The 25,067-nt window shown below is 32.5% G+C and carries 20 protein-coding genes; 11 read left to right on the top strand and 9 right to left on the bottom strand.

The features are described 5' to 3' along the window. The 8 genes from QZZ53_RS10695 to QZZ53_RS10660 form a co-directional block, all read left to right on the top strand. Positions 1 to 838, top strand: an 838-nt coding sequence (locus tag QZZ53_RS10695) for a homogentisate 1,2-dioxygenase (protein WP_296384433.1), incomplete at its 5' end; no start/stop codon positions are given. Positions 839 to 870: 32 nt separating this feature from the next. Next, complete coding sequence (locus QZZ53_RS10690; RefSeq protein WP_296384432.1) at positions 871 to 1,377, top strand: CCC motif membrane protein; 507 nt, start codon at positions 871 to 873, stop codon at positions 1,375 to 1,377. A 15-nt stretch (positions 1,378 to 1,392) separates the two neighbouring features. Beyond that, positions 1,393 to 2,553 (top strand): 4-hydroxyphenylpyruvate dioxygenase, encoded by a 1,161-nt coding sequence (hppD, locus tag QZZ53_RS10685; protein WP_296384430.1) that lies wholly within the window; start codon positions 1,393 to 1,395, stop codon positions 2,551 to 2,553. 283 nt (positions 2,554 to 2,836) lie between these two features. Beyond that, complete coding sequence (locus tag QZZ53_RS10680; protein WP_296384428.1) at positions 2,837 to 3,616, top strand: DUF3108 domain-containing protein; 780 nt, start codon at positions 2,837 to 2,839, stop codon at positions 3,614 to 3,616. A gap of 3 nt (positions 3,617 to 3,619) precedes the next feature. Further along, positions 3,620 to 4,552, top strand: coding sequence for a tryptophan 2,3-dioxygenase family protein (locus QZZ53_RS10675; protein ID WP_296384426.1), 933 nt, complete (start codon positions 3,620 to 3,622; stop codon positions 4,550 to 4,552). A gap of 13 nt (positions 4,553 to 4,565) precedes the next feature. Continuing rightward, entirely contained in the window at positions 4,566 to 5,876 is a 1,311-nt protein-coding gene (locus QZZ53_RS10670) for a peptidoglycan DD-metalloendopeptidase family protein (RefSeq protein ID WP_296384424.1), read from the top strand. An 8-nt stretch (positions 5,877 to 5,884) separates the two neighbouring features. Then, the gene (gene pgi / locus QZZ53_RS10665) at positions 5,885 to 7,531 is read left to right on the top strand and encodes a glucose-6-phosphate isomerase (protein ID WP_296384422.1); all 1,647 of its coding nucleotides are present in this window, start codon (positions 5,885 to 5,887) and stop codon (positions 7,529 to 7,531) included. A 163-nt stretch (positions 7,532 to 7,694) separates the two neighbouring features. After that, positions 7,695 to 10,313, top strand: coding sequence for a TonB-dependent receptor (locus tag QZZ53_RS10660; protein ID WP_296384420.1), 2,619 nt, complete (start codon positions 7,695 to 7,697; stop codon positions 10,311 to 10,313). 69 nt (positions 10,314 to 10,382) lie between these two features. Here QZZ53_RS10660 and gldD read toward each other — a convergent pair whose 3' ends face one another. The 4 genes from gldD to mutY form a co-directional block, all read right to left on the bottom strand. Further along, positions 10,383 to 10,952, bottom strand: coding sequence for a gliding motility lipoprotein GldD (gene gldD / locus QZZ53_RS10655; protein WP_296384416.1), 570 nt, complete (start codon positions 10,950 to 10,952; stop codon positions 10,383 to 10,385). Then, positions 10,949 to 12,259: a gliding motility-associated protein GldE gene (locus QZZ53_RS10650; protein ID WP_296384415.1), complete on the bottom strand. Its 1,311-nt coding sequence runs from the start codon at positions 12,257 to 12,259 to the stop codon at positions 10,949 to 10,951. Before QZZ53_RS10650 ends, gldD begins: the two co-directional genes overlap by 4 nt. A gap of 20 nt (positions 12,260 to 12,279) precedes the next feature. Beyond that, positions 12,280 to 12,729, bottom strand: coding sequence for a single-stranded DNA-binding protein (ssb, locus tag QZZ53_RS10645; RefSeq protein WP_296384412.1), 450 nt, complete (start codon positions 12,727 to 12,729; stop codon positions 12,280 to 12,282). 74 nt (positions 12,730 to 12,803) lie between these two features. Further along, on the bottom strand, positions 12,804 to 13,853 hold the full coding sequence (mutY, locus tag QZZ53_RS10640) for an A/G-specific adenine glycosylase (RefSeq protein ID WP_296384410.1): 1,050 nt from the start codon (positions 13,851 to 13,853) through the stop codon (positions 12,804 to 12,806). Positions 13,854 to 13,987: 134 nt separating this feature from the next. Between mutY and QZZ53_RS10635 the strand changes: the two genes are divergently transcribed. Then, a complete protein-coding gene (locus tag QZZ53_RS10635) occupies positions 13,988 to 14,278 on the top strand; it encodes an HU family DNA-binding protein (RefSeq protein ID WP_008270198.1) in 291 nt (96 codons plus the stop codon). Positions 14,279 to 14,583: 305 nt separating this feature from the next. Beyond that, a complete protein-coding gene (locus QZZ53_RS10630; protein ID WP_296384399.1) occupies positions 14,584 to 16,128 on the top strand; it encodes a ribonuclease E/G in 1,545 nt (514 codons plus the stop codon). A gap of 64 nt (positions 16,129 to 16,192) precedes the next feature. Here the strand turns inward: QZZ53_RS10630 and QZZ53_RS10625 are convergent, their stop codons facing one another. From QZZ53_RS10625 to QZZ53_RS10615, 3 genes are read right to left on the bottom strand one after another with little or no spacing between them, the layout of a single operon-like run. Further along, entirely contained in the window at positions 16,193 to 17,230 is a 1,038-nt protein-coding gene (locus QZZ53_RS10625) for an aldo/keto reductase (protein WP_296384397.1), read from the bottom strand. 59 nt (positions 17,231 to 17,289) lie between these two features. Next, positions 17,290 to 18,249: an OmpA family protein gene (locus tag QZZ53_RS10620; protein WP_296384395.1), complete on the bottom strand. Its 960-nt coding sequence runs from the start codon at positions 18,247 to 18,249 to the stop codon at positions 17,290 to 17,292. A gap of 10 nt (positions 18,250 to 18,259) precedes the next feature. Next, positions 18,260 to 19,021 (bottom strand): exodeoxyribonuclease III, encoded by a 762-nt coding sequence (locus QZZ53_RS10615; protein WP_296384392.1) that lies wholly within the window; start codon positions 19,019 to 19,021, stop codon positions 18,260 to 18,262. Positions 19,022 to 19,255: 234 nt separating this feature from the next. On the opposite strand from QZZ53_RS10615, the gene QZZ53_RS10610 reads away from it, so the two are divergent. Then, complete coding sequence (locus QZZ53_RS10610) at positions 19,256 to 22,693, top strand: hypothetical protein (RefSeq protein ID WP_296384389.1); 3,438 nt, start codon at positions 19,256 to 19,258, stop codon at positions 22,691 to 22,693. Between the two features lie 69 nt (positions 22,694 to 22,762). Here QZZ53_RS10610 and QZZ53_RS10605 read toward each other — a convergent pair whose 3' ends face one another. Both QZZ53_RS10605 and QZZ53_RS10600 read right to left on the bottom strand, forming a co-directional pair. Beyond that, complete coding sequence (locus tag QZZ53_RS10605) at positions 22,763 to 24,304, bottom strand: glycine--tRNA ligase (protein WP_296384388.1); 1,542 nt, start codon at positions 24,302 to 24,304, stop codon at positions 22,763 to 22,765. Between the two features lie 62 nt (positions 24,305 to 24,366). Then, a partial coding sequence (locus QZZ53_RS10600) for a hypothetical protein (RefSeq protein ID WP_296384386.1) occupies positions 24,367 to 25,067 on the bottom strand: 701 nt, incomplete at its 5' end.

Genomic DNA, 25,067 nt, shown 5'->3' with positions numbered 1-25,067 from the left:
ACCAAGAAAATCTACCACAGATTATTTTTATAAAAACACAGATTCTGATGAAATGATTTTCATCCATAAAGGAACAGGGAAATTAAGAACTATCTATGGGAATCTAGATTTTAAATATGGAGATTATCTAATCATTCCTCGTGGAATTATCTATAAAATAGATTTTGATACAGAAGATAACAGATTGTTTATTGTAGAATCTCATTCGCCAATTTATACACCAAAACAATACAGAAATTGGTTTGGACAATTATTAGAGCATTCACCTTATTGTGAACGTGATATTCGTCGTCCTTATGAATTAGAAACCAATAATGAAAATGGAGATTTCATCATCAAAGTAAAAAAGAAAGATGAAATTTTTGAAATGGTGTACGCTTCTCATCCTTTTGATGTAGTTGGTTATGATGGGTTTAATTATCCGTACGCATTATCGATTCACGATTTTGAGCCCATTACTGGTCGTATTCATTTACCACCACCAATTCATCAAACATTCGAAACCAATGCATTTGTAATTTGTTCATTTGTACCTCGTTTGTATGATTATCATCCCAATGCAATTCCGGCTCCATATAACCATAGTAATATAGATGCAGATGAAGTATTGTATTATGTTGATGGTGATTTTATGAGTCGTAATGACATTGAGGCTGGTCATATTTCATTACATCCAGCTGGTATTCCTCACGGTCCACATCCAGGTGCAGCAGAAAGAAGTATTGGTAAAAAAGAAACTGAAGAATTAGCAGTAATGGTAGATACGTTTAAACCATTAAAAGTTACAGAGGAAGCATTAAAGATAGCTGACGAAGATTATTTTAAATCTTGGTTATAACACTAATTATTAAAAAATAGTACTGAAAAAGAATGAATAAAAATAAGTTATCTGCTGATCCCTTAGCGCTCATATTAGGAATATTAGCCTTAGTTATTGGTATTGCAGGTTGCTGTTGTTATGGAATTACAGCAATAATACCTCTTATAATGGCAATTATAGGTTTGGTAACAGCAAATAAAAGTTTGAGAGAATACAATGAAAATCCAGAAGTGTTTTCTCCTCAATCTAGAAGTAATGTCAACACAGCAAAGGTTATAAATATTATTGCTATAGTAATGAATGGTATTATAGTCGTTTTTGCAATTGCGGCTATAGCGTTTTATGGCACCATGTTATCTTCAGGAATGCTAGATGAAATTAAATCTGGTACAATTGAAGATGATGATTCTTTTGATACCGAAATAGAAGTAGACACTTCTAGTACATGGGAAGATGATACTTATATAATTGAAGAAACCAATGATTCGTTAAAAACAGATTCGAAAAAAGAAAAATCATTCGAAGATGTAATAAAAGATTTAGATTCTAAATATTAAATAAATTTTCATTTTATGGCAAAAGAAGTAAAAAGTGTAAACTACGGTTTGGAAAAAATATTTGATGGAGCGCAAGATTTTCTTCCGCTTCTAGGTACTGATTATGTAGAGTTTTACGTAGGTAATGCAAAGCAATCAGCTCACTTTTATAAAACAGCATTTGGCTTTCAATCCTATGCTTATAAAGGACTCGAAACAGGATCTAAAGATTCTGTTAGTTACGTACTAAAGCAAGATAAGATAAGATTAGTGCTAACAACTCCATTAAATAGTAAATCACCAATTAATAATCATATTGTAAAGCATGGTGATGGTGTTAAGGTTGTGGCACTTTGGGTTGATGATGCTCGCAAGTCTTATGAAGAGACCATAAAAAGAGGAGCAAAATCTTATATGGAACCTGTTGTAGAAAAAGATGAATTTGGTGAAGTCGTAAGAGCAGGAATATACACCTACGGAGAAACTGTACACATGTTTGTTGAACGTAAAAACTACAAAGGTGCTTTTATGCCTGGGTTTGTGGAATGGAAAAGTGATTACAACCCAGAACCAGTTGGTTTAAAATATATAGACCATATGGTTGGTAATGTAGGTTGGGGACAAATGAATACTTGGGTAAAATGGTACGAAGATGTAATGGGATTCGTTAATTTTTTATCTTTTGATGATAAGCAGATCCATACAGAATATTCAGCATTGATGAGTAAAGTGATGAGTAATGGTAATGGTCGTATCAAATTCCCAATAAACGAACCAGCAAAAGCAGCTAAGAAATCTCAAATCGAAGAATACTTAGATTTTTATGAAGATTCTGGCGTACAGCATATCGCAGTGGCAACAGATGATGTTATTAAAACCGTAGCACAATTAAAAGCTAGAGGAGTAGAATTTTTACCACCACCACCACAAGCGTATTATGATGATATTCCAAGACGTTTGGGAGTGCACATGGATATGATGAAAGAAGATATTAATGAACTTCAAAGGCTTTCAATTCTTGTTGATGCTGATGAAGAAGGCTATCTATTACAGATTTTTACGAAACCAGTAGAAGATAGACCAACTTTATTCTTTGAAATCATACAACGTATGGGAGCACAAGGGTTTGGAGCTGGTAACTTTAAAGCCTTGTTTGAATCTATAGAACGTGAACAAGCCAAAAGAGGAACCCTTTAAAAAAACCAAAGCGCGTTTAGCTCTCTATAACTAAACGCGCTAATAAAAACCAACTCTAATTCCCTTTGCATATAATCATTAACTAAAATTATATGTTTTGGTTAGCTCTACAATTACATCGTTTACTAATGAAAATGTGAGCATTAATCGAATAAATAATAAAATCACCTAAGGTTTTTGGTTTGTATTTCAATGTTTTAATACATTTGGAATAGTAATTGTATTTAAGATAATTGTAACACAATAAATGCGTTACATTAATTACATTTACAAATTATAGATTATGAAACATTTATTTACCATAATATTACTTCTTGTCGGACTCCAAGCTCCGAATATTCAAAAAGAATCTGCTTTTCAAAAAGGCGAGTGGTTTAAATTTAAAATGAGTTATAGTGGTTTTTTAAAAGCCGGTAATGCTACATTATCTCTAAGCGAAACAAACCTAGACGGAAATTCAGTTTATCATGTTGTTGGTAAAGGCTGGACGACAGGTCTAATAAAAGCGATGTTTAAAGTCAAAGATCGATACGAAAGTTATTTTGATAAAGAAACTGGAGTGCCTTATAAGTTTATAAGAAAAATTGATGAAGGTGGTCACACTAAGGATATTGAAATTAAGTTTGACCATGAAAATAGAAAGGCAGAGGTTTTTAATAAAAAGCATAAAAAAGTAAAAACTGTAGCTACTGAACAAGATGTTCAAGATATGGTTTCTATGTATTATTATTTGAGAAACAATATAGATATAGCATCCTTAAAACAAGGTGATGAAATAGAAACAAATATGTTTTTTGATGAAGAAAACTATGGTTTTAAACTTAAGTATCTCGGAAGAGAAACGATAAAAACAGAGTTTGGTAAAGTAAAGACATTAAAATTCAGACCCTATGTAATGGCTGGACGTGTTTTTAAAGAAGAAGAAAGCTTAACCCTTTGGGTAAGTGCAGATAAAAATAAGGTTCCTTTAAAAATTAAGGCGGATTTAGCTGTTGGTTCACTTCGTGCTGACCTTGTTGCTTTTAAAGGTTTAAAACACTCTTTTAAAATAGAATTCAATTAATTTATGTCAGACCAACCTAATTACGACGAGATAATAAAAGAACTTCAAGAGAAGTACACAAAAATAGACCAAGATACAGATGACCATTTATACGGTTTGCTTTACAGCAAGCCGATTACATATTGGGATTATATTCAAACCGATGCGTTATTAGGTCTTCAAACACAGCGCACTACGCTTCCAGATGAAATGGTTTTTATAGGCTATCATCAAATTAACGAACTTATTTTTAAGATGATACTTTGGGAAATTTCCCAAGTTGCAGAAAAAGAAGATTTAGACGTTAAGTATTTTGAAGACAAACTTATGCGCGTCAGTAGATATTTTGACATGCTTTCAACCTCTTTTAATATTATGAGAGAAGGTATGGAGGTGGAACAATATATGAAATTTAGATATACTCTAACACCTGCTAGCGGATTTCAGAGTGCTCAGTACAGACTTATTGAATTTGCTTCAACAGAATTAATTAATCTTATTGACTATAGGTTCAGAAAGAATATTGATAGAGATACGCCTTTCACACATGCGTTTGAACATTTGTATTGGCAAGCTGCGGGAAAAGATCATAAAACAGGAAAAAAATCCACGCTTTTAGTTAATTTTGAAAAACGATATAAGGACGAGTTTTTAAGGTTTATGGAGACTTATAATACTAAAAATCTTTGGACACGTTTTAAAGAGTTGCCTAAAAAAGATCAACAAGACGAAGATCTAATTAAAGCAATGCGTCATTACGATTATACGGTTAATGTAAGTTGGGTAATGGCACATTATAATGCAGCCAAGCATTATATTGATAGTGGTATTGGTGATGGAGAGGCCACTGGAGGAAGCGATTGGAAAAAATATATGCATCCAAAATATCAAAGACGTATTTTCTTTCCAGAATTGTGGACAGAAGAGGAATTAAAAAATTGGGGAAATAATTTATAATTAGCTAAGATTAATGCAATTAAAACGATTAGTAGCAATAGCCGTAATTGTAGTCAGTATTTATTCTTGTAAAGAAGACAATTCAGCCGAAGAAGAATACAAAAAAGAACTTGCCGAAATAGTTGAAGAAGAAAAAATTCTTGAGTTCGGTTTTGATCTTAAGCACTATGAGTTTAAACGTGATACCATAAGAAAAGGAGATACTTTTGGAATCATCTTAGAACGCAATAATATTGGATTCCCAAAGATTTATCAAATCGCTGAAAAAGCAAAAGATACTTTTGATATTGCTAGAAACCTTCAAGAAGGTAAGCCATATACTTTACTCTTTGCAAAAGAAAACGCAAACGATAGCATTCAAAAACCAACAACATTTATCTATCAACAAAATTTAGAAGATTTTGTTGTTATTAATTTTAAGGATTCTATCCAAGCATATAGAAGTAGAAAGCCTATAACATATGTAGAAAAGACTGCAACTGGGATTATTCAGAGTAGCATTTCTGAAACATTAGAAGAGAAAGGATTAAGTCAAAAGCTAGCACATAAAATGGCGGATGATATTTATGCTTGGACAATTGATTTTAGAAGACTTCAAAAGGGTGATCGATTTAAGGTTATTTATACAGATAAGTATATTGATGACTCAATTTATGCAGGAGTACATAATGTGAAAGCGGCTTATTTTGAACATAGTGGTGATTCACTTTATGCTTTTGAGTTTGAAACAGATTCTATTAAAGGCATCATAGATTACTTTAATGAAGATGCGAAGAATTTAAGACGTGCTTTTTTAAAAGCACCAGTTCAATTTAGCAGAATATCATCGCGCTATAATTTAAAACGACGCATAGCTTATTATGGTAATAGAGTTCGTCCACACAAAGGAACAGATTTTGCAGCACGAATTGGAACGCCTATTTTGGCAACCGCAAACGGAACGGTTACAGCATCTACAAGACGAGGAGGAAATGGTAAATACGTTAAGATTAGACATAATGACACTTATAGCACTCAATATTTGCATATGAAAGCTCAAAATGTAAAAAAAGGGCAGTTTGTAAAACAAGGAGATGTAATAGGTTGGATTGGTATGACAGGTAACACTGGAGGGCCACACGTATGCTATCGTTTCTGGAAAAATGGAAGAGAAGTAGACCCATTTAAACAAAAATTACCTGAAGCTAAACCAATTTCAGATAGTCTAAAAGTGAGATTTTTAGAATATATAAAACCCACTAAACGAAGACTAGACAATATCTTTTTCCTAGAGGCAGAACCAATCGAATCCGAAAATACAATTACAGAAGATCCAATTTTATAATTACAATAATGGCATTAAAAGCAACTAATCCTACAACCACAGATTCTTGGAAAAAATTACAATCCCATTTCGAATCTATAAAATCAAAACATTTAAAGGACTTATTTAATTCTGACGCAAAAAGAGCTGACGAATTAACCATAAAATGGGACGATTTTTATGTTGATTTTTCTAAAAATAGAATTACCAAAGAAACTTTAGATTTGCTGATTGGTTTAGCGAGCGAGTTGGATTTAAAAGATGCAATTTCAAAATATTTTGAAGGCGATATTATTAATGCTACAGAAGGACGAGCTGTTTCGCATACGGCTTTAAGAGCTCCAAAAAACTCAAAGGTTTTTGTAGATGGTGTAAACGTGATTCCTGGAGTACATGAAGTAAAAGAGAAAATTGAAAATTTCACGAATTTGGTAGTTAGTGGAAGTCATAAAGGCTTTACAGGGAAATCCATAACAGATGTTGTAAATATTGGAATTGGTGGTTCTGACCTTGGACCAGCAATGGTAGTCGATTCACTTCAATATTATAAAAACCATTTAACAACTCATTTTGTTAGTAACGTTGATGGTGATCATTATAACGAGATAATTAAAAACTTAAACCCTGAGACAACACTTTTCGTTATTGTCTCTAAAACTTTTACAACTCAAGAAACTTTATCTAATGCAAATTCAATTAGAGCTTGGTTTTTAGAATCGCAACCACAAGAGGCTGTGTCAAAACATTTCGTAGCTGTCTCAACAAATATAGATAGTGTCAAAACTTTTGGAATAGATGAAGCCAATATTTTTCCAATGAAAGATTGGGTTGGTGGTCGTTTTTCACTATGGAGTGCCGTAGGTTTATCAATAAGTTTGGCCTTAGGATATGATAATTATGAAAACCTTTTAGAAGGTGCGCATAAAATGGATGAGCATTTTAGAACTGAAGATTTTGATACTAATATTCCTGTTATTTCAGCTTTATTAACCGTTTGGTATAACAATTTCTTTAATGCCGAAAGTGAAGCCATTATTCCATACACACAATACCTAAATCAATTTGCGACCTACCTTCAACAAGGTATTATGGAAAGCAATGGTAAAAGTGTTGATAGAGATGGAAACAAAGTTAATTACGAAACAGGAACTTTAATTTGGGGTGAACCAGGTACAAATTCGCAACATGCCTTTTTTCAATTAATTCATCAAGGAACTAAACTAATTCCAGCTGATTTCATTGGTTTTGTAGAATCTCTATATGGGAATAAAAATCATCACGATAAATTGATGTCTAATTACTTTGCCCAAACCGAAGCTTTAATGAATGGTAAAACTGAAGCTGAAGTTTTAGCTGAGTTTAAAGAGCAATCACTTTCTCAAGGAGATATTAACAAGCTCGTTCCTTTTAAAATATTTGAAGGAAACAAACCAACTACGTCTTTGTTAATTAAAAAGTTAACACCAGAGAGCTTAGGGAAATTAATCGCTATGTATGAGCACAAAATCTTCGTACAAGGTGTTATATGGAATATTTACAGCTATGACCAATTTGGTGTTGAGCTAGGTAAGCAATTAGCAAAATCTATCTTAAAAGAGCTTAATGAGAATGAAACATCTTCAAATCATGATGACTCTACACAAAATTTAGTTAACTTTTATAAGAATAATAGATAAAAATTGTTAAAAAGTTTCTGAAAAATTAATTATGCGCGCATATAAGTTATAAAATGTATAATTAACTTCGGGCTGTTAAAAATATTAACATTTAGTTAATGTTATAACTAGAGTAATCCGTAATTTTGCGGCAATAATAGAAACCAATTAACTTTAATTCTATATGAAAAAAATTACTAAATTTTTATTTGTTACTGTATTGACTTTGTTCTCTATGGTAGCTTTTGCTCAAAGCACTATTAAAGGTAAAATAATAGATGCAGAGATGAACTCACCACTTCCTGGTGCAAACATAGTTGTAAAGGGAACAGCAAATGGTGTGACAACAGATTTTGATGGTAACTTTACCTTAATTGCTCAATCAACTTCTGGTGAGATCGAAATTTCTTATGTTGGATTTGAATCAAAAACAATCAAATTTAACGGAGATGTTGATTTAGGTAATATCTTATTAAACTTAGACAGCACCTTAGACGAGGTCGTTGTTGTAGGTACAGGTATTATTGATTTAGCAGCTAGTAGAAAAACACCTGTTGCAGTTTCTACAATTAAAGGTAGAGATATTCAACTAAAGGCCTCTGGTAATGTTGAGTTTGGTGAAGCAATGAAAAATACACCTTCTGTATATGTATCTAATCAAGCAGGTGGATTTGGTGATAGCCAAATTTTCTTAAGAGGTTTTGATCAAACGAATACAGCTTACTTATTAAATGGTCAGCCAATTAATGGTATGGAAGATGGTAGAATGTACTGGTCTAACTGGTCTGGTATGTCAGATGTTGCCAACACAGTACAGGTACAACGTGGTTTAGGGTCTTCTAAATTAGCAATTTCATCTGTAGGTGGTACTGTAAACATAGTATCTAAAACTACAGACAAACAAAAAGGAGGTTTTGTTAGATTCCTTGGAGGGAATGATAGTTATGTAAAGAGTACTGTAGCTTATAATTCTGGGTTAAATGACAAAGGATGGGCGTTTTCAGTATTATTAGATCACTGGCAAGCACATAGAAAATACTCTATTGGTACAGCTGGTCAAGGTCAAAACTATATGTTTGCTGTTGGTTATAAGCCAAATGAAAAAAACTCATTTAACTTCTTGTTAACTGGTGCACCACAATGGCATGACCAAAATTTTTCTCAAGATTTAGAGTATTTTCAAGCTTATGGAGAAAAAGCAAATAGTAATTCAGGTTTTTACGAAGGTGAACGTTTTACAGAAAGACGTAACTACTATCATAAGCCAGTAGCTAACTTAAACTGGGATTTAAATATTAATGAGAAATTAGATTTATCAACAGTATTATATGCATCTTGGGGACGTGGTGGCGGAACTGGTGGTCTAGGTAGAGGCCGTGTGAGAAACGAAGACTTAGGTATTACAGGTTTAAATGAAAGAGAAATTAATTTTGACCAAATAGAAGTTAATAACATTGCTTCAGCTGATGCTAATAATAATGGTAATTTTGGTGATTCTTACTTAAGAAGATCTTCTGTGAATAACCATAATTGGTATGGATTGCTTTCAAATTTAAATATTGAAGCTAATGAAAATTGGTCACTTAATGTAGGTTTAGATGCTCGTATGTATAAAGGAGATCACTTTAGACAATTAAATGAGACATTTGGATTAAACGGTTATGTAGATAACTTTAGAACAGATAGACCTAACGATTATGTAATTAGCGATACATTTGAAGCTAACCCATGGTCTGCATTATTTAGTTTTGCTGATGAAGGCCAGAGATATGATAGAGATTATTCAGAGCGTATTAATTACGTAGGTGGTTTTGGACAGGCAGAATATTCTAATGGTAGTCTTTCCGCATTTTTTCAAGGTGCTGTATCTACACAATCTTACGAGAGAGAAGGACGTTTGTCTGGTGTAGGTGATGGTTTAGGTAAGTCTGACAAAATAAGCAAAACAGGATACCAAGTTAAAGGTGGTTTAGGATATAAATTAGATGACAAGCACTCTGTTTTTGGAAATGTTGGTTTGTTTTCTCGTCAACCATTTTTAGATAATGTTTTTGCTAATATTAGATATTCTAATGAGTTAGTATCTCCAGATGTTGATAATGAAGAAATCTTAGGATTTGAAGGAGGTTATAGATTTAAAAATGCTAATTTCAGATTTAATTTAGATGCGTATAATACTGAATGGGGTAACAGATTTTTAGCTGTAAATGGACCATTGCAAGCACCAAATGATGACCCATCAACTTATAGGCTTACAGATGTAACACAAGTTCATAGAGGTGTTGAATGGGATTTAGAATATCGTCCAGATTCTAGAACATGGAGTATAAGACATTATGGGTCTTTAGGAAACTGGAAGTATGATGGGGAAACACCTTATACTTTACAAAACGATGAGACTGGTGATTTTGTTATCTCGGACGGGAAAGTTGACTTAACGAATGTAAAAGTTGGTAATGCTCCTCAAACTTCTTTTGGTATTGGTTTTAGAGCTAATATATGTGAAGGTCTTTCTTTTGATGCAGATTATAATTTATATACAGACCTATACGAATTTGTTGACCCAGAAGATGTAGCTGAAGAAGCTTTGAATGGTGGTAAATATGAGTCAGTAAGATTACCAGCTTATACTTTAGCTGATGCTGGTATAACATATAAGTTCACTTTTGGTGATAATCCGTTAACTTTTAGAGCAAACGTTTATAATTTATTTAACGAAGCTTATATTAACCAAAGAAATGCTTTTGGTTATTACTTAGGTGTTGGTAGAACATTTAACGCTAGTTTAAAATACAATTTCTAATAATAATTAGAAATACAAAACAAAAAAGCAGCCAATCGGCTGCTTTTTTTATGAAGTAAAATTAAACAATTAGTTTTTCCAGCGAATGGTTTCCATAATACGTTTAATATCTTTTTTAAGGTATTCTGAAGCAGGATAAATAGAATCATAATTTGGTTTTACATTGAAGTATAAAGAACCTCTTACAAAATGATTTATACTATCTGTAACATAGAATTGAGATTGTGACGCAGCATTACCACCAATTTGATATAACATGCCATAAACATCCTTTTCGGTATTTTCAAATTGATCATAAGAGATTTCATCTGCTTTAATTGTGTGTTCTTGTGTTAGGTTCTGAGCATCGCGTAAAAGATTATTTAGATTGTCGTCTTCAATTTTTTTATAAGTGAGAAAAATAGTTGCTTTTAAAGAAGGGTATTTTATATCTATACCTATGGAGTTATGAGAGGTTTTAACCGAGTCTATTGATTCTGCCAACTTATTCTTTTCAAAAGAAAACGGTAAGGGAATAGAAGCATTTTTATACTTAGCCTCGGGATATTCTAATCTCAAATAAGCTTTTGGTTTTGGTAGAGGATCATCTCCACAACCCAACATAAAAAAACTTAATAAAGGTAATACTAGTCGTTTCATTTAAGTAGTGTCAATTTAATTTGTTTAATGCGTTTGCGCTCTAAAGCTTCTATAGTAAAAACGTAATTTTTAAAATTTATTTTACTACCTATTCTTGGAAAGCCTCCAGAAATTTCTAAAACAAAGCCTGCAAGTGTTTCAGCTTCACCTTTTCTGGCTTCAAAATCTTCTGCATCAGTTTCAATTCCGACTATTTTGTATACATCTTTTAAAGGAGTTTTTCCTTCAAAACTATAATTGTTATCATCGATTTTTGTAAAAATTAAATCGTCATCATCATATTCGTCACTTATATCTCCTACAATTTCTTCGATTATATCCTCTAAAGACACTAATCCAGATGTACCTCCATATTCATCAACAACAACAGCAAGATGAACCTTCTTAGTCTGAAACTCTACCATTAAATCATCCAACTTCTTGTTTTCAGGAACAAAAAAGGGTTCACGTAAAATAGTGGTCCAGTTAAATGCTTTCTTATTTAAATGAGGTAATAAATCCTTTACATAAAGCACGCCTGTGATAGTATCTATACTTTCTTCATATACCGGAATTCTAGAATAGCCATTTTCAATGATGTCTTTAATAATGGTTTCAAAAGGAGTATCAATATTTAAAGCGAATAAATCCATTCGTGGTCGCATCACTTGTTTTGTGTCTGTGTTACCAAAAGAGACAATGCCTTTTAATAGTTTCTGCTCTTCTTTTGTGGTATCCTCGTCATTGGTTAACTCTAAGGCTTGCGATAATTGATCTACACTTATGCTAGAACGTTGTTTACCAAAAGTATTTTGGATTTTTAAAGTAACATATCGCATAGGTAAACTTAAAGGCGAAAAAATAACATCTAAAACCTTTAAAGGCCTAGCCATAAAAGACGAAAACTTTACACTATTTCTACTAGCATAAATTTTTGGTATAATTTCTCCAAACAGTAATATTAGAAATGTTGCAGAAACGACTTCGAGTAAAAAACGAAATATAGTATTTGTAATCCCACTAAAAAGGGTTTCTCCTATATAAGCGAATAATAAAACAACAGCTATATTAATGAAGTTGTTTGCAACGAGGATTGTTGCTAATAACTTTTTAGGACGTTCTAAAAGTAAAGCTATTATTGTCATAGGAACAGATTTGTTCTCTACACCTTCGTCAATATTAGATTTTGTTAAAGAAAACAAAGCGACTTCGGCACCAGAAATTAAAGCAGAACACACTAGTAGAACTATGAGTAATACAACACTTGTAATAAATGAAGTATTAATAACTAATAAATTTGAAATTAAAACCGTGGGTTCTGGGTCCAAGATGTAATTGATTAAATTATTTAGAATGGTAAATCGTCATTACCATCTGGTGTAGCACTATTTTGTGTAGGTTGCTGTGGTTGAGCAACAGCGACATTAGAAGTGCTAGGTTGTTGTGATTGTTGTTGATCGTTTTTAGTGCTTAAAAACGTGAATTCATTACATTGTATTTCTGTAGAATAACGATCCATACCTTTGTCGTCAGTCCATTTTCTAGTTTTTATACGACCTTCTATGTAGACTTTATCTCCTTTAGATAAGTACTTTTCACAAATTTCAGCAGCTTTATTTCTAACAACGATATTATGCCACTCGGTATTAGTAACACGTTCATTGGTTTGTTTACTTGTGTATGTCTCACTTGTCGCTAATGGAAAACGTCCAACACAATTTTTATCATCGAAGTAATGCATTTTTACTTCATCACCTAAGTTACCGATAAGCATTACCTTATTTAACGTTCCTGCCATAATAATTTTGTTTTAGCTTGTAAAATTACTGTTTTTGTAATCATTACTTTAAAAGTAATAAAAAAATGTGATTTTTATAATCCTCTAAAATTGAATTCATTTATAAAATCACTTATCAATACTGGTGCAGGATATTTTGTAAGGTCATTAATTGAAATACTATGTTCTAGGGATTGTTCTACTTCAATAATCCAGAATTTGGTATAAAGATGCTGATGTGATAGTTTATGAATTTTATCGACATCTTTATATAAGGAGTAATCAAACTTAGTAAATTTAGGAAAAGTGTTCTCAAGGTTTAAAAGATGAAATTCCTCAACATTTATGCTCTTTTCTGATTCAACTAATGGAAATTGATAGAGGTTTCGCCAAATTCCTTTATTGGTTCGCTTTTCAAAGAGAATTCGCTTATTCTTATCTATACAGACTAAAAAATTGAAATATTTAGTGGTCACCTTAGTTTTCTTCAATTTAACAGGAAGTGTATCAGCTAAGTTCTTTTGAAGTGACACACAGCTATCTTTAATAGGACAAACAGAACAATCTGGATTTTTAGGTTTACACTGTCGTGCACCAAATTCCATAATGGCTTGATTATAAGTTGCAGGTCGCTCTTTATCAATCAACGATGTGGCTAGTTGTTTAAACTCCTTAATTCCTGCTGTCGAATTTATTGGAGTGTCAATTCCAAAATAGCGTGCTAGAACTCTGTAGACGTTCCCATCTACAACAGCAGCGACCTCATTAAAAGCAATAGAAGAAATCGCACTAGCAGTATAATCTCCAACTCCCTTTAGTTTAAGAAGCTCTTTGTAGTTATTTGGAAAGACACCATTTAGCTCTAAAGCAATATGCTTTGCAGTTGTATGCAAATTCCTTGCTCTAGAGTAATAACCTAGACCTTGCCAGAGTTTTAAAACAGATTCTTCTGATGCGCTTGCAAGGTCAAAAATTGTTGGAAAGGTTTTAACAAAAGCTTCGTAATAAGGTAGCCCTTGTTTAACCTGAGTTTGTTGTAAAATAATTTCTGATAGCCAGATGAAATATGGATTTTTAGTACCTCTCCATGGTAATTTTCGTTTATGGATTGAATACCAGCTAATTAGTTCGTTTTTAAAATCCATTTGATTTTTTAAAGGATGAAGCAAAATTAAATCTTTATCACGTTAAATTTTAATTAATTACGCTTGAAATATTGAAATTAAATTACATATATTTGCATCCCTTAGAATTTATAGTAACCCTAAAACTAATAACAATGACAAAAGCTGATTTAGTAGCTAAAATATCTGATAAATTAGGTATTGAAAAAGGCGACGTGCAAGCTACAGTAGAAACTTTTATGGAAGAAGTAAAAACATCTTTAGAAAGCGGAGATAACGTTTATTTAAGAGGTTTCGGAAGTTTCATTATTAAAACAAGAGCTGAAAAAACAGGTCGTAATATTTCAAAGAATACTACAATAAAAATACCAGCTCACAACATTCCTGCTTTTAAACCTGCTAAAGTATTTTTAGAAGGTGTAAAATCTAATGTTGAAGTAAACTAGAAGCATTTAAACTAAAATATTAATTAAAAAGCATTATTTATTATGCCAAGTGGTAAAAAAAGAAAAAGACACAAGGTAGCGACGCACAAGCGTAAAAAACGTAGACGCGCTAATCGTCACAAAAAGAAATAAATTGTTAAAAGTAGTTATAAAACTACTTTTTTCAGTTTTAAAGAAACGTTCTTTGATATAGAATCTGGAGTATTTAATAGAGTACACCAAGATTTGCTGGATATTACATCCTGTGTCAAATAATTTAGTAAAATCCATCTAACTCAATGAAGAGCTAGATTTAAATTAACATTATGAACAAAGAATTAATCGTAAGATCGAGTTCAGATATTGTTGATTTTGCCTTATTAAAAGATGGAAAACTTATTGAATTACATAAAGATGAAGAGGATAATGACTTTGCAGTTGGTGATATTTTTATTGCCAAAATACGCAAAGTTATGCCTGGTCTAAACGCTGCGTTTGTTAACGTAGGGTACGAGAAAGATGGTTTTTTACACTATCATGATCTAGGACCGCAATTGCCTTCGTTAATGAAATTCATTAAACGTGTAAGCACAGGGAAGTTAAGAGATTATACTCTAAAAGACTTTCCATTAGAAAAGGATTTAGATAAGCATGGCAAAATTGCAAATGCCATTAAATCTAATCAATCCATTTTAGTACAAGTAGTAAAAGAACCTATTTCCACAAAAGGACCACGCATTAGTTCAGAATTGTCTATTGCTGGTAGATACATTGTCTTGGTACCTTTTTCTAATCGTATTTCAATTTCTCAAAAGATTGATTCACAAGAAGAAAAAGACCGATTAAAAAGACTCGTTAAGAGTATCACTCCTAAAGGATTTGGTGTTATTATTCGTACAGTAGCAGAAGGCAAGAAAGTTGCCGAGCTCGATAGTGATTTGCAAAATTTGCTGGGTCGATGGACAGCAATGTGTAAAAAATTGTACAAAGCACATCACCCAACTAAAGTGTTGGGAGAAATGAATAAAGCATCCTCTATTTTGAGAGATATTTTTAACGATTCATTCTCTGGTATTGTTGTAGATGACGAAGAATTGTACATACAAGTAAAAGATTATGTGCAACAAATTGCACCAAAAAAAGAGTCTATAGTAAAGCACTATAAAAATGGTGTTCCTATTTTCGAAAAATTTGGCATAGAACGCCAAATTAAAACATCATTTGGTCGTACAGTATCTATGGCAAGAGGAGCTTATTTGGTTATAGAACATACCGAAGCGCTTCATGTTGTAGATGTAAACAGTGGTAATCGCTCTAATAAAGAGAAGAGCCAAGAAGATACAGCTTTAGAAGTTAATATGATCTCAGCCCAAGAAATTGCGCGCCAATTACGTTTACGTGATATGGGAGGCATTATCGTCATCGATTTTATTGATATGGGAAAAGCTGAGAACAGAAAAAAGCTTTACAATTATCTTAGAGATGAGATGAAAGACGACAAAGCAAAGCACAAAATATTGCCGCCGAGTAAGTTTGGTTTAGTGCAAATTACCAGACAACGCGTTAGGCCAGAACGCAATATTAAAACAAAAGAAGAAAACCCTAACTTAGTAGGAGGAGATGAAATTGAAGCACCAATTAAAGTGGTAGAACGAATTAATCAAGACCTAGAGCGAGTTTTCAAAAAAGACTATAAAAAGGTTACATTAAATACACATCCTTTTATAGCAGCCTTCCTAACCAAAGGGTTTCCATCAGTACGTTCAAAATGGTTTTTTGAACACAAAAAATGGGTAAAAGTTTTACCTAGAGATGCTTACACTTATCTTGAATACCATTTTTTCGATAAAGATGGTAACAAAATCAAATAATATCTATTAGAAAAGCCCAACTGAAATTTCAGTTGGGCTTTTTGTTTTTATAAACCTTGATAATTTAAGGCGCAGGATTTGGAATCTCTGCATGTACAGCATTGATAGCCTTCATAACATCTTCTGATAAAGAAATATTAATGCTATCTATATTTTCTTCAAGTTGCTCTAAAGATGTTGCTCCAATAATATTACTGGTTAAAAATGGTCTTTCGTTAACAAAAGCTAAAGACATCTGTGCTAAAGACATATTGTTGTCTTCAGCAATTTTTAGATAACGTTTTGTGGCTTCTGTAGCTGTGACACCACTGTAGCGATTAAATCTCGGAAACAACTTTAAACGTGCATTATCTGCAGCTATACCTTTGATGTATTTACCAGATAGTTCACCACATGCCATGGGTGAATACGCTAATAAACCTATATTTTCTCTGTGTGCAACTTCTGCTAAATCACTTTCAAATGGTCTACATAATAAATTATAAGCATTTTGTATGGTAATCATCCTTGGTAAATTATTTACTTTTGATTCTTGTAAATAACGCATTGTTCCCCAAGCTCCTTCGTTAGAAATACCGACTTGTCTTATTTTACCAGATTTAATGATGTCATCAAGATCATGGAGGATTTCATTAAAATTATCTTCCCATTTATTATTTGGGTTATGTACATAATCTCTAGTGCCAAACATCTTCGTTTCACGTTCTGGCCAATGTAATTGGTATAAATCTATATAATCGGTTTGTAAGCGTTTTAAACTATTATTTACAGCTTCGTTAAGTGCTTCTTTGCTAAAACCTGTAGTTCTAATATGTGCTGTATAATCTCCAGTACCTGCAATCTTAGTACCTAAAACTATTTTATCTCTATTGCCAGTTTTTGTAAACCAGTTTCCAATAATACGTTCTGTTTCTGCATAAGTATCTGCTGTTGCTGGTACAGGATATAATTCAGCAACATCAAAGAAATTTACACCTTTATCTAAGGCGAAATCCATTTGAGCAAACCCTTCGTCTTGGGTGTTTTGATTTCCCCAAGTCATAGTGCCAAGGCATATTTTACTAACTTTTATATCTGTATTTGGTAGTGTTGTGTATTTCATCTTTTAGTTCCTGCGAAAGTAGGAATCTTTTTAAATTAAACTTTAATTAGTCATTCTGATTAAATATCATTCAACAATTTAGAAATCTCATCTAACTTAGGTGTTAAAATCACTTCGATGCGTCTATTTTTAGCCTTGCCAGCAGTGGTTTCGTTACTTGCTATCGGAGCAAATTCTCCTCGACCAGCTGCTGTTAAATTTTCTGGACTGATAGAATTATTCTCTCTAAGAATATTTACAATAGCAGTTGCACGTTTAGTAGATAAATCCCAGTTACCACTTAATTGTCCATTACCTGTATATGGGTCATCATCTGTATGTCCTTCAATTAGTATAGCGATATCTGGATTTTCTGCCAAAACACTTCCTAATTGCTGTACTGCTTTTCTGCCTTCTGTACCAACAGACCAGCTACCAGATTGGAATAAAAGCTTATTTTCCATAGAAACATAAACTTTACCATCACGTTGCTCAACTGTTAAACCTTTACCTTCAAAGTTGGTTAATGCTTTAGAAATAGCATCTTTTAATGCACGCATATTTGTATCTTTAGCCGCAATTACGCTTTCTAATTCAGCCACACGTTTTGAGCGATTTTCTAGTTCTTTTTTGAGGTTATTGAGACGTTCATTTTCTGCTGATAAAGCTTGTTCTTTGACTTCGAGTTGTGCTAAAAGCTCTCTATTTTTCTTAGAATTTGCTGCAATAGATGCAGAGCTATTTTCTTCTAAAGCTTTGTATGATGCTTTCAATGTTTCAAGATTTGATTTTGCAGCAGCATAATTACGTTGTAATTTATCACGTTCTGTAACAGCTGTATCGTAAGCAGCTTGAAGTTGATTTAAATCATTACTTAGTTTCGTTTTATCCTTAGAAAGGGTTTCAACTTCATCGGATAATCCGCGATTTTCTTTTTTTAGATTGGCATATTTATCTTCGAGCTCAGTATATATTTTTTTAGAAACACAAGAGGTGAATAATGTCAGTGATAATGCTATTAATGAAAGTTTTTTAATCATGATTTGGTTTTTAAAATTGGAGTTCTAATAAAATGGGACAATGGTCGCTATGAACAGCTTCAGTCAGTATAACGCTTCGTTTAATGTTTTCTTGTAATGGCTGACTTGCCATAGCATAATCTAAGCGCCAACCCTTATTATTTGCTCTGGAATTTGCTCTATAACTCCACCAAGAATATTCTTGTCGTTCAGGATGTAAGTGTCTAAAACTATCAATAAAACCGCTATTAATGAAATTTCCAAGCCACTCACGTTCTTCTGGTAAAAATCCTGAAACACCTTTCATTTTTGGGTTATGGATATCAATCGCTTCGTGACAGATATTATAATCACCAACAATAACCAAATTTGGTTTTTCTTTCTGGAGATTATTCAAATAGTCATGTATTAAATCCATGTATTCAAACTTATGAGCTAATCTGGCATCATTTGTTCCTGATGGTAAATACATACTCATTACAGAAACGTTGTCGTAATCTACGCGTATGTTTCTGCCTTCAAAGTCCATAGATTCAATTCCAGTACCAAATTCTATATGATTGGGCTCTGTTTTACACAAAATAGCAACACCACTATAGCCTTTTTTCTGAGCACTAAACCAATAGTTGAACTTATAACCAGCTTCATCAAACAAACTAAGATCGAGTTGTTCTTCCATTGCCTTAATTTCTTGAAGACATATTACATCTGGATCTGTAGCTTTTAGCCAGTCTATAAAGCCTTTATTTATGGCTGCTCTGATACCGTTTACGTTGTAAGAAACAATTTTCATATCTATTTCCCACGAAAGTGGGAATCTCTTTTTAATTAAACATTCACTGTTCTGCTAAATTAAATAATACGCTACTTTTACACTATTATTTTAAGCTTGTTTTAACTACAAAATATTTTGTAGTTAAAACAGTTATTATTCTACATGAAACATCTAGTATTTATTTTAAGTAAAAAAGAAGAGCATATTTTTGATGTTCCATCTGACAATACTAAAAACAATAGATATTAGCAGATGAAAAACACGTTACTTTTTCTATTAATTTTTAGTTCTTTTTTGGGTTTTGCCCAAGAGAATTCTAGTAATTATAGAAAGAAGCGTATGGCTGTAAAAGATTCAATTTTCATCGATACTGTAAGTATCAACCCTTTAAAATTTGTAATAAAGAGGAAAAACAACACAATTTTAGATTCGACGTTATATACCATAGATTTTGCAAAGGCACTTTTAAGGTTTAAGCAGCCAATAGACTTAGATACAATCCAAATCGAATACTTGCGTTACCCAAATTTTTTAACCAAAGTATACAGACAATTAGATGACAAGGTTATTGTAGATAGATCTTCTGTTGGTCTACAGTCCTTATATAAACTCGAAAACACTAATAAGCGCGATAAATTTACACCTTTTGATGGCTTAACTACTTCTGGAAGTATTTCTAGAGGTGTGACAATTGGGAACAATCAGAATTCGGTTTTAAATAGTGAATTAGATTTACAGATTTCAGGTAAATTAAGTGATAAAGTGTCTTTGAGAGCGTCTATTCAAGACGCCAATATACCTTTGCAAGAAAGTGGGTATTCACAACGTTTAGATGAATTTGACCAAGTATTTATTGAACTGTTTAGCGAAGACTGGAATATACGAGCAGGTGATATTGACTTGGTCAATACAAATAGTTATTTTGCTAATTTTTCTAAACGTGTACAGGGCTTGCTGGTTAATGCTAATGTAGGAGAAAATACTAAAATTTTTGCTTCTGGTGCCTTAGTAAGAGGACAATTTACGACGGCTCAGTTTACCGCACAAGAAGGTAATCAAGGTCCATACAAACTTAGAGGTCCAAATAACGAATTGTTTATACTCATTGTTTCTGGTAGTGAAACTGTTTATGTTAATGGAGTACCATTAGAACGAGGAGAAAACAATGATTATATTATCGATTATAATGCAGGTGAAATTATTTTCAATTCTACATTTCCCATAACTTCCGAAATGAGAATTACAGTCGATTATCAATTTAGTGACCGTAACTATTCGAGATTTACAGTATTTGGAGGAGGAAATTACACGACCGAAAAACTAAGTTTAAATGTTTCCGTATATTCAGAAAGCGATGCTAAAAACCAACCCTTGCAACAGAATTTATCGACTGAACAGACACAGATTTTAGCAGATGCTGGAGATAATACGGATTTAATGGTAGCACCTTCAGCAACTGCTGAATCGTTTTCTGAAAACCGAATTTTATATCGAAAAGAACTCGTTGGTGTTGAAGAAATTTTTGTGTTTTCAAATAATCCAGATGATGAATTGTTTAGTGTGGGTTTTACTTTGGTTGGAGCAAATCAAGGTAATTATGTATTAAGTAATTTTAATACTATTAGTAATATTTTTGAATATGTAGCACCAATAGGAGGAGTTCTTCAAGGAAATTATGAGCCTATAGCACAATTAATTGCACCAGAACGTCTGCAAATAGCGGTATTGAATGGTCGTTACAAACCAACCGAAAAAACTGATGTATATTTTGAATTGACTGGTAGTAAAAATGATGTGAATCTGTTTTCGAGTCTAGATGATGATGATAATGATGGCTATGCTGGAAAATTAAGAGTGAATCAGAAACTTATAAAATCAGATAGTCTTTGGAATTTATCTGCTTTAGTAGATGCCGATTTTATTCAAAAGGACTTTAGAACTATTCAACGTTTATACAGAGCTGAATTTAATCGTGATTGGAACTTAGACAATACCCAAAACAATCAAGGGAATTTTAATTTCGGTAATCAGTTGTTACTAACTTCAGGATTGCAATTATCACATTCAAATAAAGGAACAGCTTCCTATAATTTTGAATACTTGGATTATTCAGAGAATTTTAATGGAAGTAGACATAATGTATCAGCAAATTTGCGTTTAGGTGATTTTAATATTTTTTCAAATTCTAGTTTTCTTAATAGTGAGAGTACTATTAATCGCTCTACATTTTTAAGATCTTTTAATCGCGTTGTTTATGGAAAGGGCAATAAATGGACTGGAGTGAAATTTGCGATTGAAGATAACGAACAAACTGTAATCGTTAATGATTCTCTAACTCCTTTGAGTCAAAAATTTAAAGCATATGAAGCTTTTGTTGGGATTGGAGATAGCACTAAAGTATTTGCAGAAGTTGGTTATATAAAACGTTTTAATGATAGTTTGAGGAATAATAGTTTAGAACGCGTTAACAGTTCTAATACGTACTATTTAAAATCGCGATTGGTACAGAATAAAAGTACAAATTTGCAATTGTTTGTTAATTATAGAAATTTAAAAGCAGAAGATGAAACGACACAAGATGAGCAAAGTTTAAATAGTCGTTTAAATTACAATCAGAAATTATTCAATAATCTTATTATATGGAATACCAGTTTTGAAACCAATTCCGGGACTTTACCACAACAAGATTTTACGTATGTAGAGGTTGAAGCTGGTCAAGGTGCATATACATGGATAGATAGTACGGAAGATGGTATTATTGGTGTGCAAGAATTGAGTGAATTTGTGCTGGCTCAATTTCAAGATCAAGGGAATTACATAAGAGTATTATTACCAAATCAGGTGTTTTTACGCACGCATCAAAATAGATTGAGTCAAACCTTAACTATTAATCCGCAAGAATGGAGTAAGTCCGAAAATAAAACTAAAAAGTTCTTCTCGCACTTTTATAATCAGTCCTCTTATTTAATTGACAGAAAAATTAAACGAGAAGGCAATAACTTTAATCTCAATCCATTTAAAGATGATAAGGAAAACCAGTTAGCCTTAAATAATAGTGTACGGAATGTGTTGTTTTACAATAGAGGAAAGCAACTTTATACAACGTCGTATACCTTTTTAACCAATACGAGTAGAAATCTTCTTTCTATAGGGTTTCAAGAAAATAAGTTGACCAATCATCAACTAAATTTCAATCATAAGTTTGCGACAAATTGGTTAGCAAATGTGCTTACTAGTTTTGGTAGTGATGAAAGCATAAGCGAAAACTTTGCTAACCGAAATTTTAATATAGATGAAGAACGTTTTCAACCAAAACTATCTTATCTCTTTAACGAAAATGCGCAGTTTGATGTCTTTTATCAATACACTTCAAAATCTAATACCATTGGTAACTTAGAATCTTTAGCTCAGAACAATTATGGATTGTCTTTTACGTATAACAATGCACAGAAGATTGCATTGACTGGTGAATTCAACTTTTTCCAAAATGAGTTTAAAGGTAATGCGAACACTCCAGTAGCATACCAAATATTAGAAGGCTTACAACCAGGTAAAAACTTTACTTGGAGTTTGTTGGCTCAGAAGAAGCTGACTAAGTTTTTAGATTTGAATTTGAATTACTTTGGGCGTAAAACAGAGACTTCTAAAACGATTCATACAGGAACCATTCAGTTGAAGGCTTATTTTTAAAATAAAAAACTCTCAAATCATAGACTCGAGAGTTAATATTAAAGAGATTCCTGCCTTTTCAGGAATTAATTACTTCATACGCATCAGCCAATGCTTTACATCAACTTCAGCTTTAATAATATCCTTTAAATCTTCAATTTTAACACGCTTTTGTTCCATAGTATCTCTATGACGAATCGTAACGGTGTTATCTTCTAAAGTATCATGATCTACTGTAATACAAAATGGTGTTCCGTTAGCATCTTGTCTTCTGTATCGTTTACCTACGGCATCTTTTTCATCGTAAAACACATTAAAATCCCATTTTAAATCTTCTACAATTTGTTTAGCAACGTCTGGTAAACCATCTTTTTTAACTAATGGAAATACAGCAGCTTTTGTAGGTGCTAAAACAGCTGGCAATTTTAAAACGGTTCTTGTCGTATTGTTTTCTAATTCTTCTTCGACTAATGAATTTGAGAATACGGCCAGGAACATACGGTCTAAACCTATTGATGTTTCTAAAACGTAAGGTGTGTAATTAGCTTTTTCTTCGTGGTCAAAATACTGAAGTTTTTTACCTGAAAACTCTTCATGTTGCTTTAAATCGAAATCTGTACGAGAGTGAATACCTTCTAATTCTTTAAAACCGAACGGAAAATTAAACTCAATATCTGTTGCAGCATCTGCATAGTGCGCTAACTTCTCGTGATCGTGGAAACGATAGTTTTCTTCTCCTAATCCAAGTGATTTATGCCATTTAAGTCGTGTTTCTTTCCAGTAATCAAACCATTCTTTTTGTGTGCCTGGTTTAATAAAAAATTGCATTTCCATTTGTTCGAACTCACGCATTCTAAAGATAAATTGTCTTGCGACGATTTCATTTCTAAATGCTTTTCCTGTTTGAGCAATACCAAAAGGAATTTTCATACGTCCCGTTTTCTGAACGTTTAAGAAGTTTACAAAGATACCTTGTGCTGTTTCTGGTCTTAAATATAAATCCATAGCACTTTCTGCACTAGCACCTAACTTTGTACCAAACATAAGGTTGAATTGTTTTACATCTGTCCAGTTTTTACTTCCTGAAACAGGACACACAATTCCTAAGTCTAAAATAAGCTGTTTAAATCCTTCTAAGTCACTTTCTTCTTGAACTCGGGTTAATTCAACAGTGATTTCGTCCATTTGCTTTTGACGACGTAGAACGTTACCATTTGTAGATCTAAACTCACTTTCATTAAATGCGTCACCAAAACGTTTCTTTGCTTTTGCAACATCTTTGTTTATTTTTTGTAAAATCTTTTCTCTAAAGTCTTCAACTAAAACATCTGCTCTGTAACGCTTTTTAGAATCCTTATTATCAATTAAAGGATCATTAAATGCATCTACGTGCCCGGAAGCTTTCCAGGTTGTTGGATGCATAAAGATTGCTGCATCAATACCTACAATATTATCGTGCATTTGTACCATTGCTTTCCACCAATAGTCGCGTATGTTTTTCTTTAGTTCTGCTCCGTTTTGTGCATAATCATAAACAGCACTTAAGCCATCATAGATTTCACTACTTTGAAATACGTAACCATACTCTTTTGCATGAGAGATTACTTTTTTGAATTTATCGTCATTTGCCATGCTGCAAAAATAAAAAACCGCTCTAATTAATAGAGCGGTTTTTAAAATATTATGTATTTAGTTTACTTTAATTTTATACTTGTGCTGCCAAGCTTAGTGTTTTTATGAAAAACATTAACAAAATAATAGCCTTTTAGAAAGGGCTTATCTTCATCATCAGCTATAATTGCAGTACAAATTTCTAGATTATCATTATTGTAATTAACGATTTCTCTTTTACTGAAAATTAAAGAACTATCACCAAAAACAACTTCACCTTTATCAGAGACAACGTTTCCTTGCGGACTTACAATTTGTATGTAAATATCTTTTTTACCTGAAAGCGTTAATGGGTTTTCTGTAAGTGTAATACAAACATCAATCGCATTAGTACGTTTTGCACGTTCTGTGAATCGTTTTTTCCCTGATTTTAATTTATAGGCTCGAGCTTCAATTTTGCCAGCTTTTAATACAGCTGCATTATCAATAGTTCGGTTTAAAGAGTCATTAGCTTCTTCTAGGTCGTTTATAGCTAGAGTTTTCTTTTCTATAGTATTTAGAGCGTAGCGCTTTTCCTTCTGCAATTTGATATTTGCTGAATTAAGGGAGTCTATAGTACTTAGCAGCACTTTACTCTTAGATTTTAAAACTATAAGCTGGTTTTTAAACCTTGTGATTATAGATAAATCACTTTCTAATAATCTTAAAGAATCTAAGGCATCCTTAGTTTCTAGTTTTGCTTCTTGGAGCTGAGAAGCCATTAGATTATAGTCTTGGCTTAAAT

Source organism: Winogradskyella sp. (genome assembly GCF_016744625.1).
GTDB lineage: Bacteria > Bacteroidota > Bacteroidia > Flavobacteriales > Flavobacteriaceae > Winogradskyella.
Note: the sequence above shows the minus strand (reverse complement) of the source record. Positions and strands in the feature narration are given on the sequence as shown.

Excerpts from the sequence above, each read along its gene's own strand:
- QZZ53_RS10690 (WP_296384432.1), top strand. The coding sequence starts at position 871 with ATGAATAAAAATAAGTTATCTGCTGATCCCTTAGCGCTCATATTAGGA.
- hppD (WP_296384430.1), top strand. The coding sequence starts at position 1,393 with ATGGCAAAAGAAGTAAAAAGTGTAAACTACGGTTTGGAAAAAATATTT.
- QZZ53_RS10680 (WP_296384428.1), top strand. The coding sequence starts at position 2,837 with ATGAAACATTTATTTACCATAATATTACTTCTTGTCGGACTCCAAGCT.
- QZZ53_RS10675 (WP_296384426.1), top strand. The coding sequence starts at position 3,620 with ATGTCAGACCAACCTAATTACGACGAGATAATAAAAGAACTTCAAGAG.
- QZZ53_RS10670 (WP_296384424.1), top strand. The coding sequence starts at position 4,566 with ATGCAATTAAAACGATTAGTAGCAATAGCCGTAATTGTAGTCAGTATT.
- pgi (WP_296384422.1), top strand. The coding sequence starts at position 5,885 with ATGGCATTAAAAGCAACTAATCCTACAACCACAGATTCTTGGAAAAAA.
- QZZ53_RS10660 (WP_296384420.1), top strand. The coding sequence starts at position 7,695 with ATGAAAAAAATTACTAAATTTTTATTTGTTACTGTATTGACTTTGTTC.
- gldD (WP_296384416.1), bottom strand. The coding sequence starts at position 10,952 with ATGAAACGACTAGTATTACCTTTATTAAGTTTTTTTATGTTGGGTTGT.
- ssb (WP_296384412.1), bottom strand. The coding sequence starts at position 12,729 with ATGGCAGGAACGTTAAATAAGGTAATGCTTATCGGTAACTTAGGTGAT.
- mutY (WP_296384410.1), bottom strand. The coding sequence starts at position 13,853 with ATGGATTTTAAAAACGAACTAATTAGCTGGTATTCAATCCATAAACGA.
- QZZ53_RS10635 (WP_008270198.1), top strand. The coding sequence starts at position 13,988 with ATGACAAAAGCTGATTTAGTAGCTAAAATATCTGATAAATTAGGTATT.
- QZZ53_RS10630 (WP_296384399.1), top strand. The coding sequence starts at position 14,584 with ATGAACAAAGAATTAATCGTAAGATCGAGTTCAGATATTGTTGATTTT.
- QZZ53_RS10625 (WP_296384397.1), bottom strand. The coding sequence starts at position 17,230 with ATGAAATACACAACACTACCAAATACAGATATAAAAGTTAGTAAAATA.
- QZZ53_RS10620 (WP_296384395.1), bottom strand. The coding sequence starts at position 18,249 with ATGATTAAAAAACTTTCATTAATAGCATTATCACTGACATTATTCACC.
- QZZ53_RS10615 (WP_296384392.1), bottom strand. The coding sequence starts at position 19,021 with ATGAAAATTGTTTCTTACAACGTAAACGGTATCAGAGCAGCCATAAAT.
- QZZ53_RS10610 (WP_296384389.1), top strand. The coding sequence starts at position 19,256 with ATGAAAAACACGTTACTTTTTCTATTAATTTTTAGTTCTTTTTTGGGT.
- QZZ53_RS10605 (WP_296384388.1), bottom strand. The coding sequence starts at position 24,304 with ATGGCAAATGACGATAAATTCAAAAAAGTAATCTCTCATGCAAAAGAG.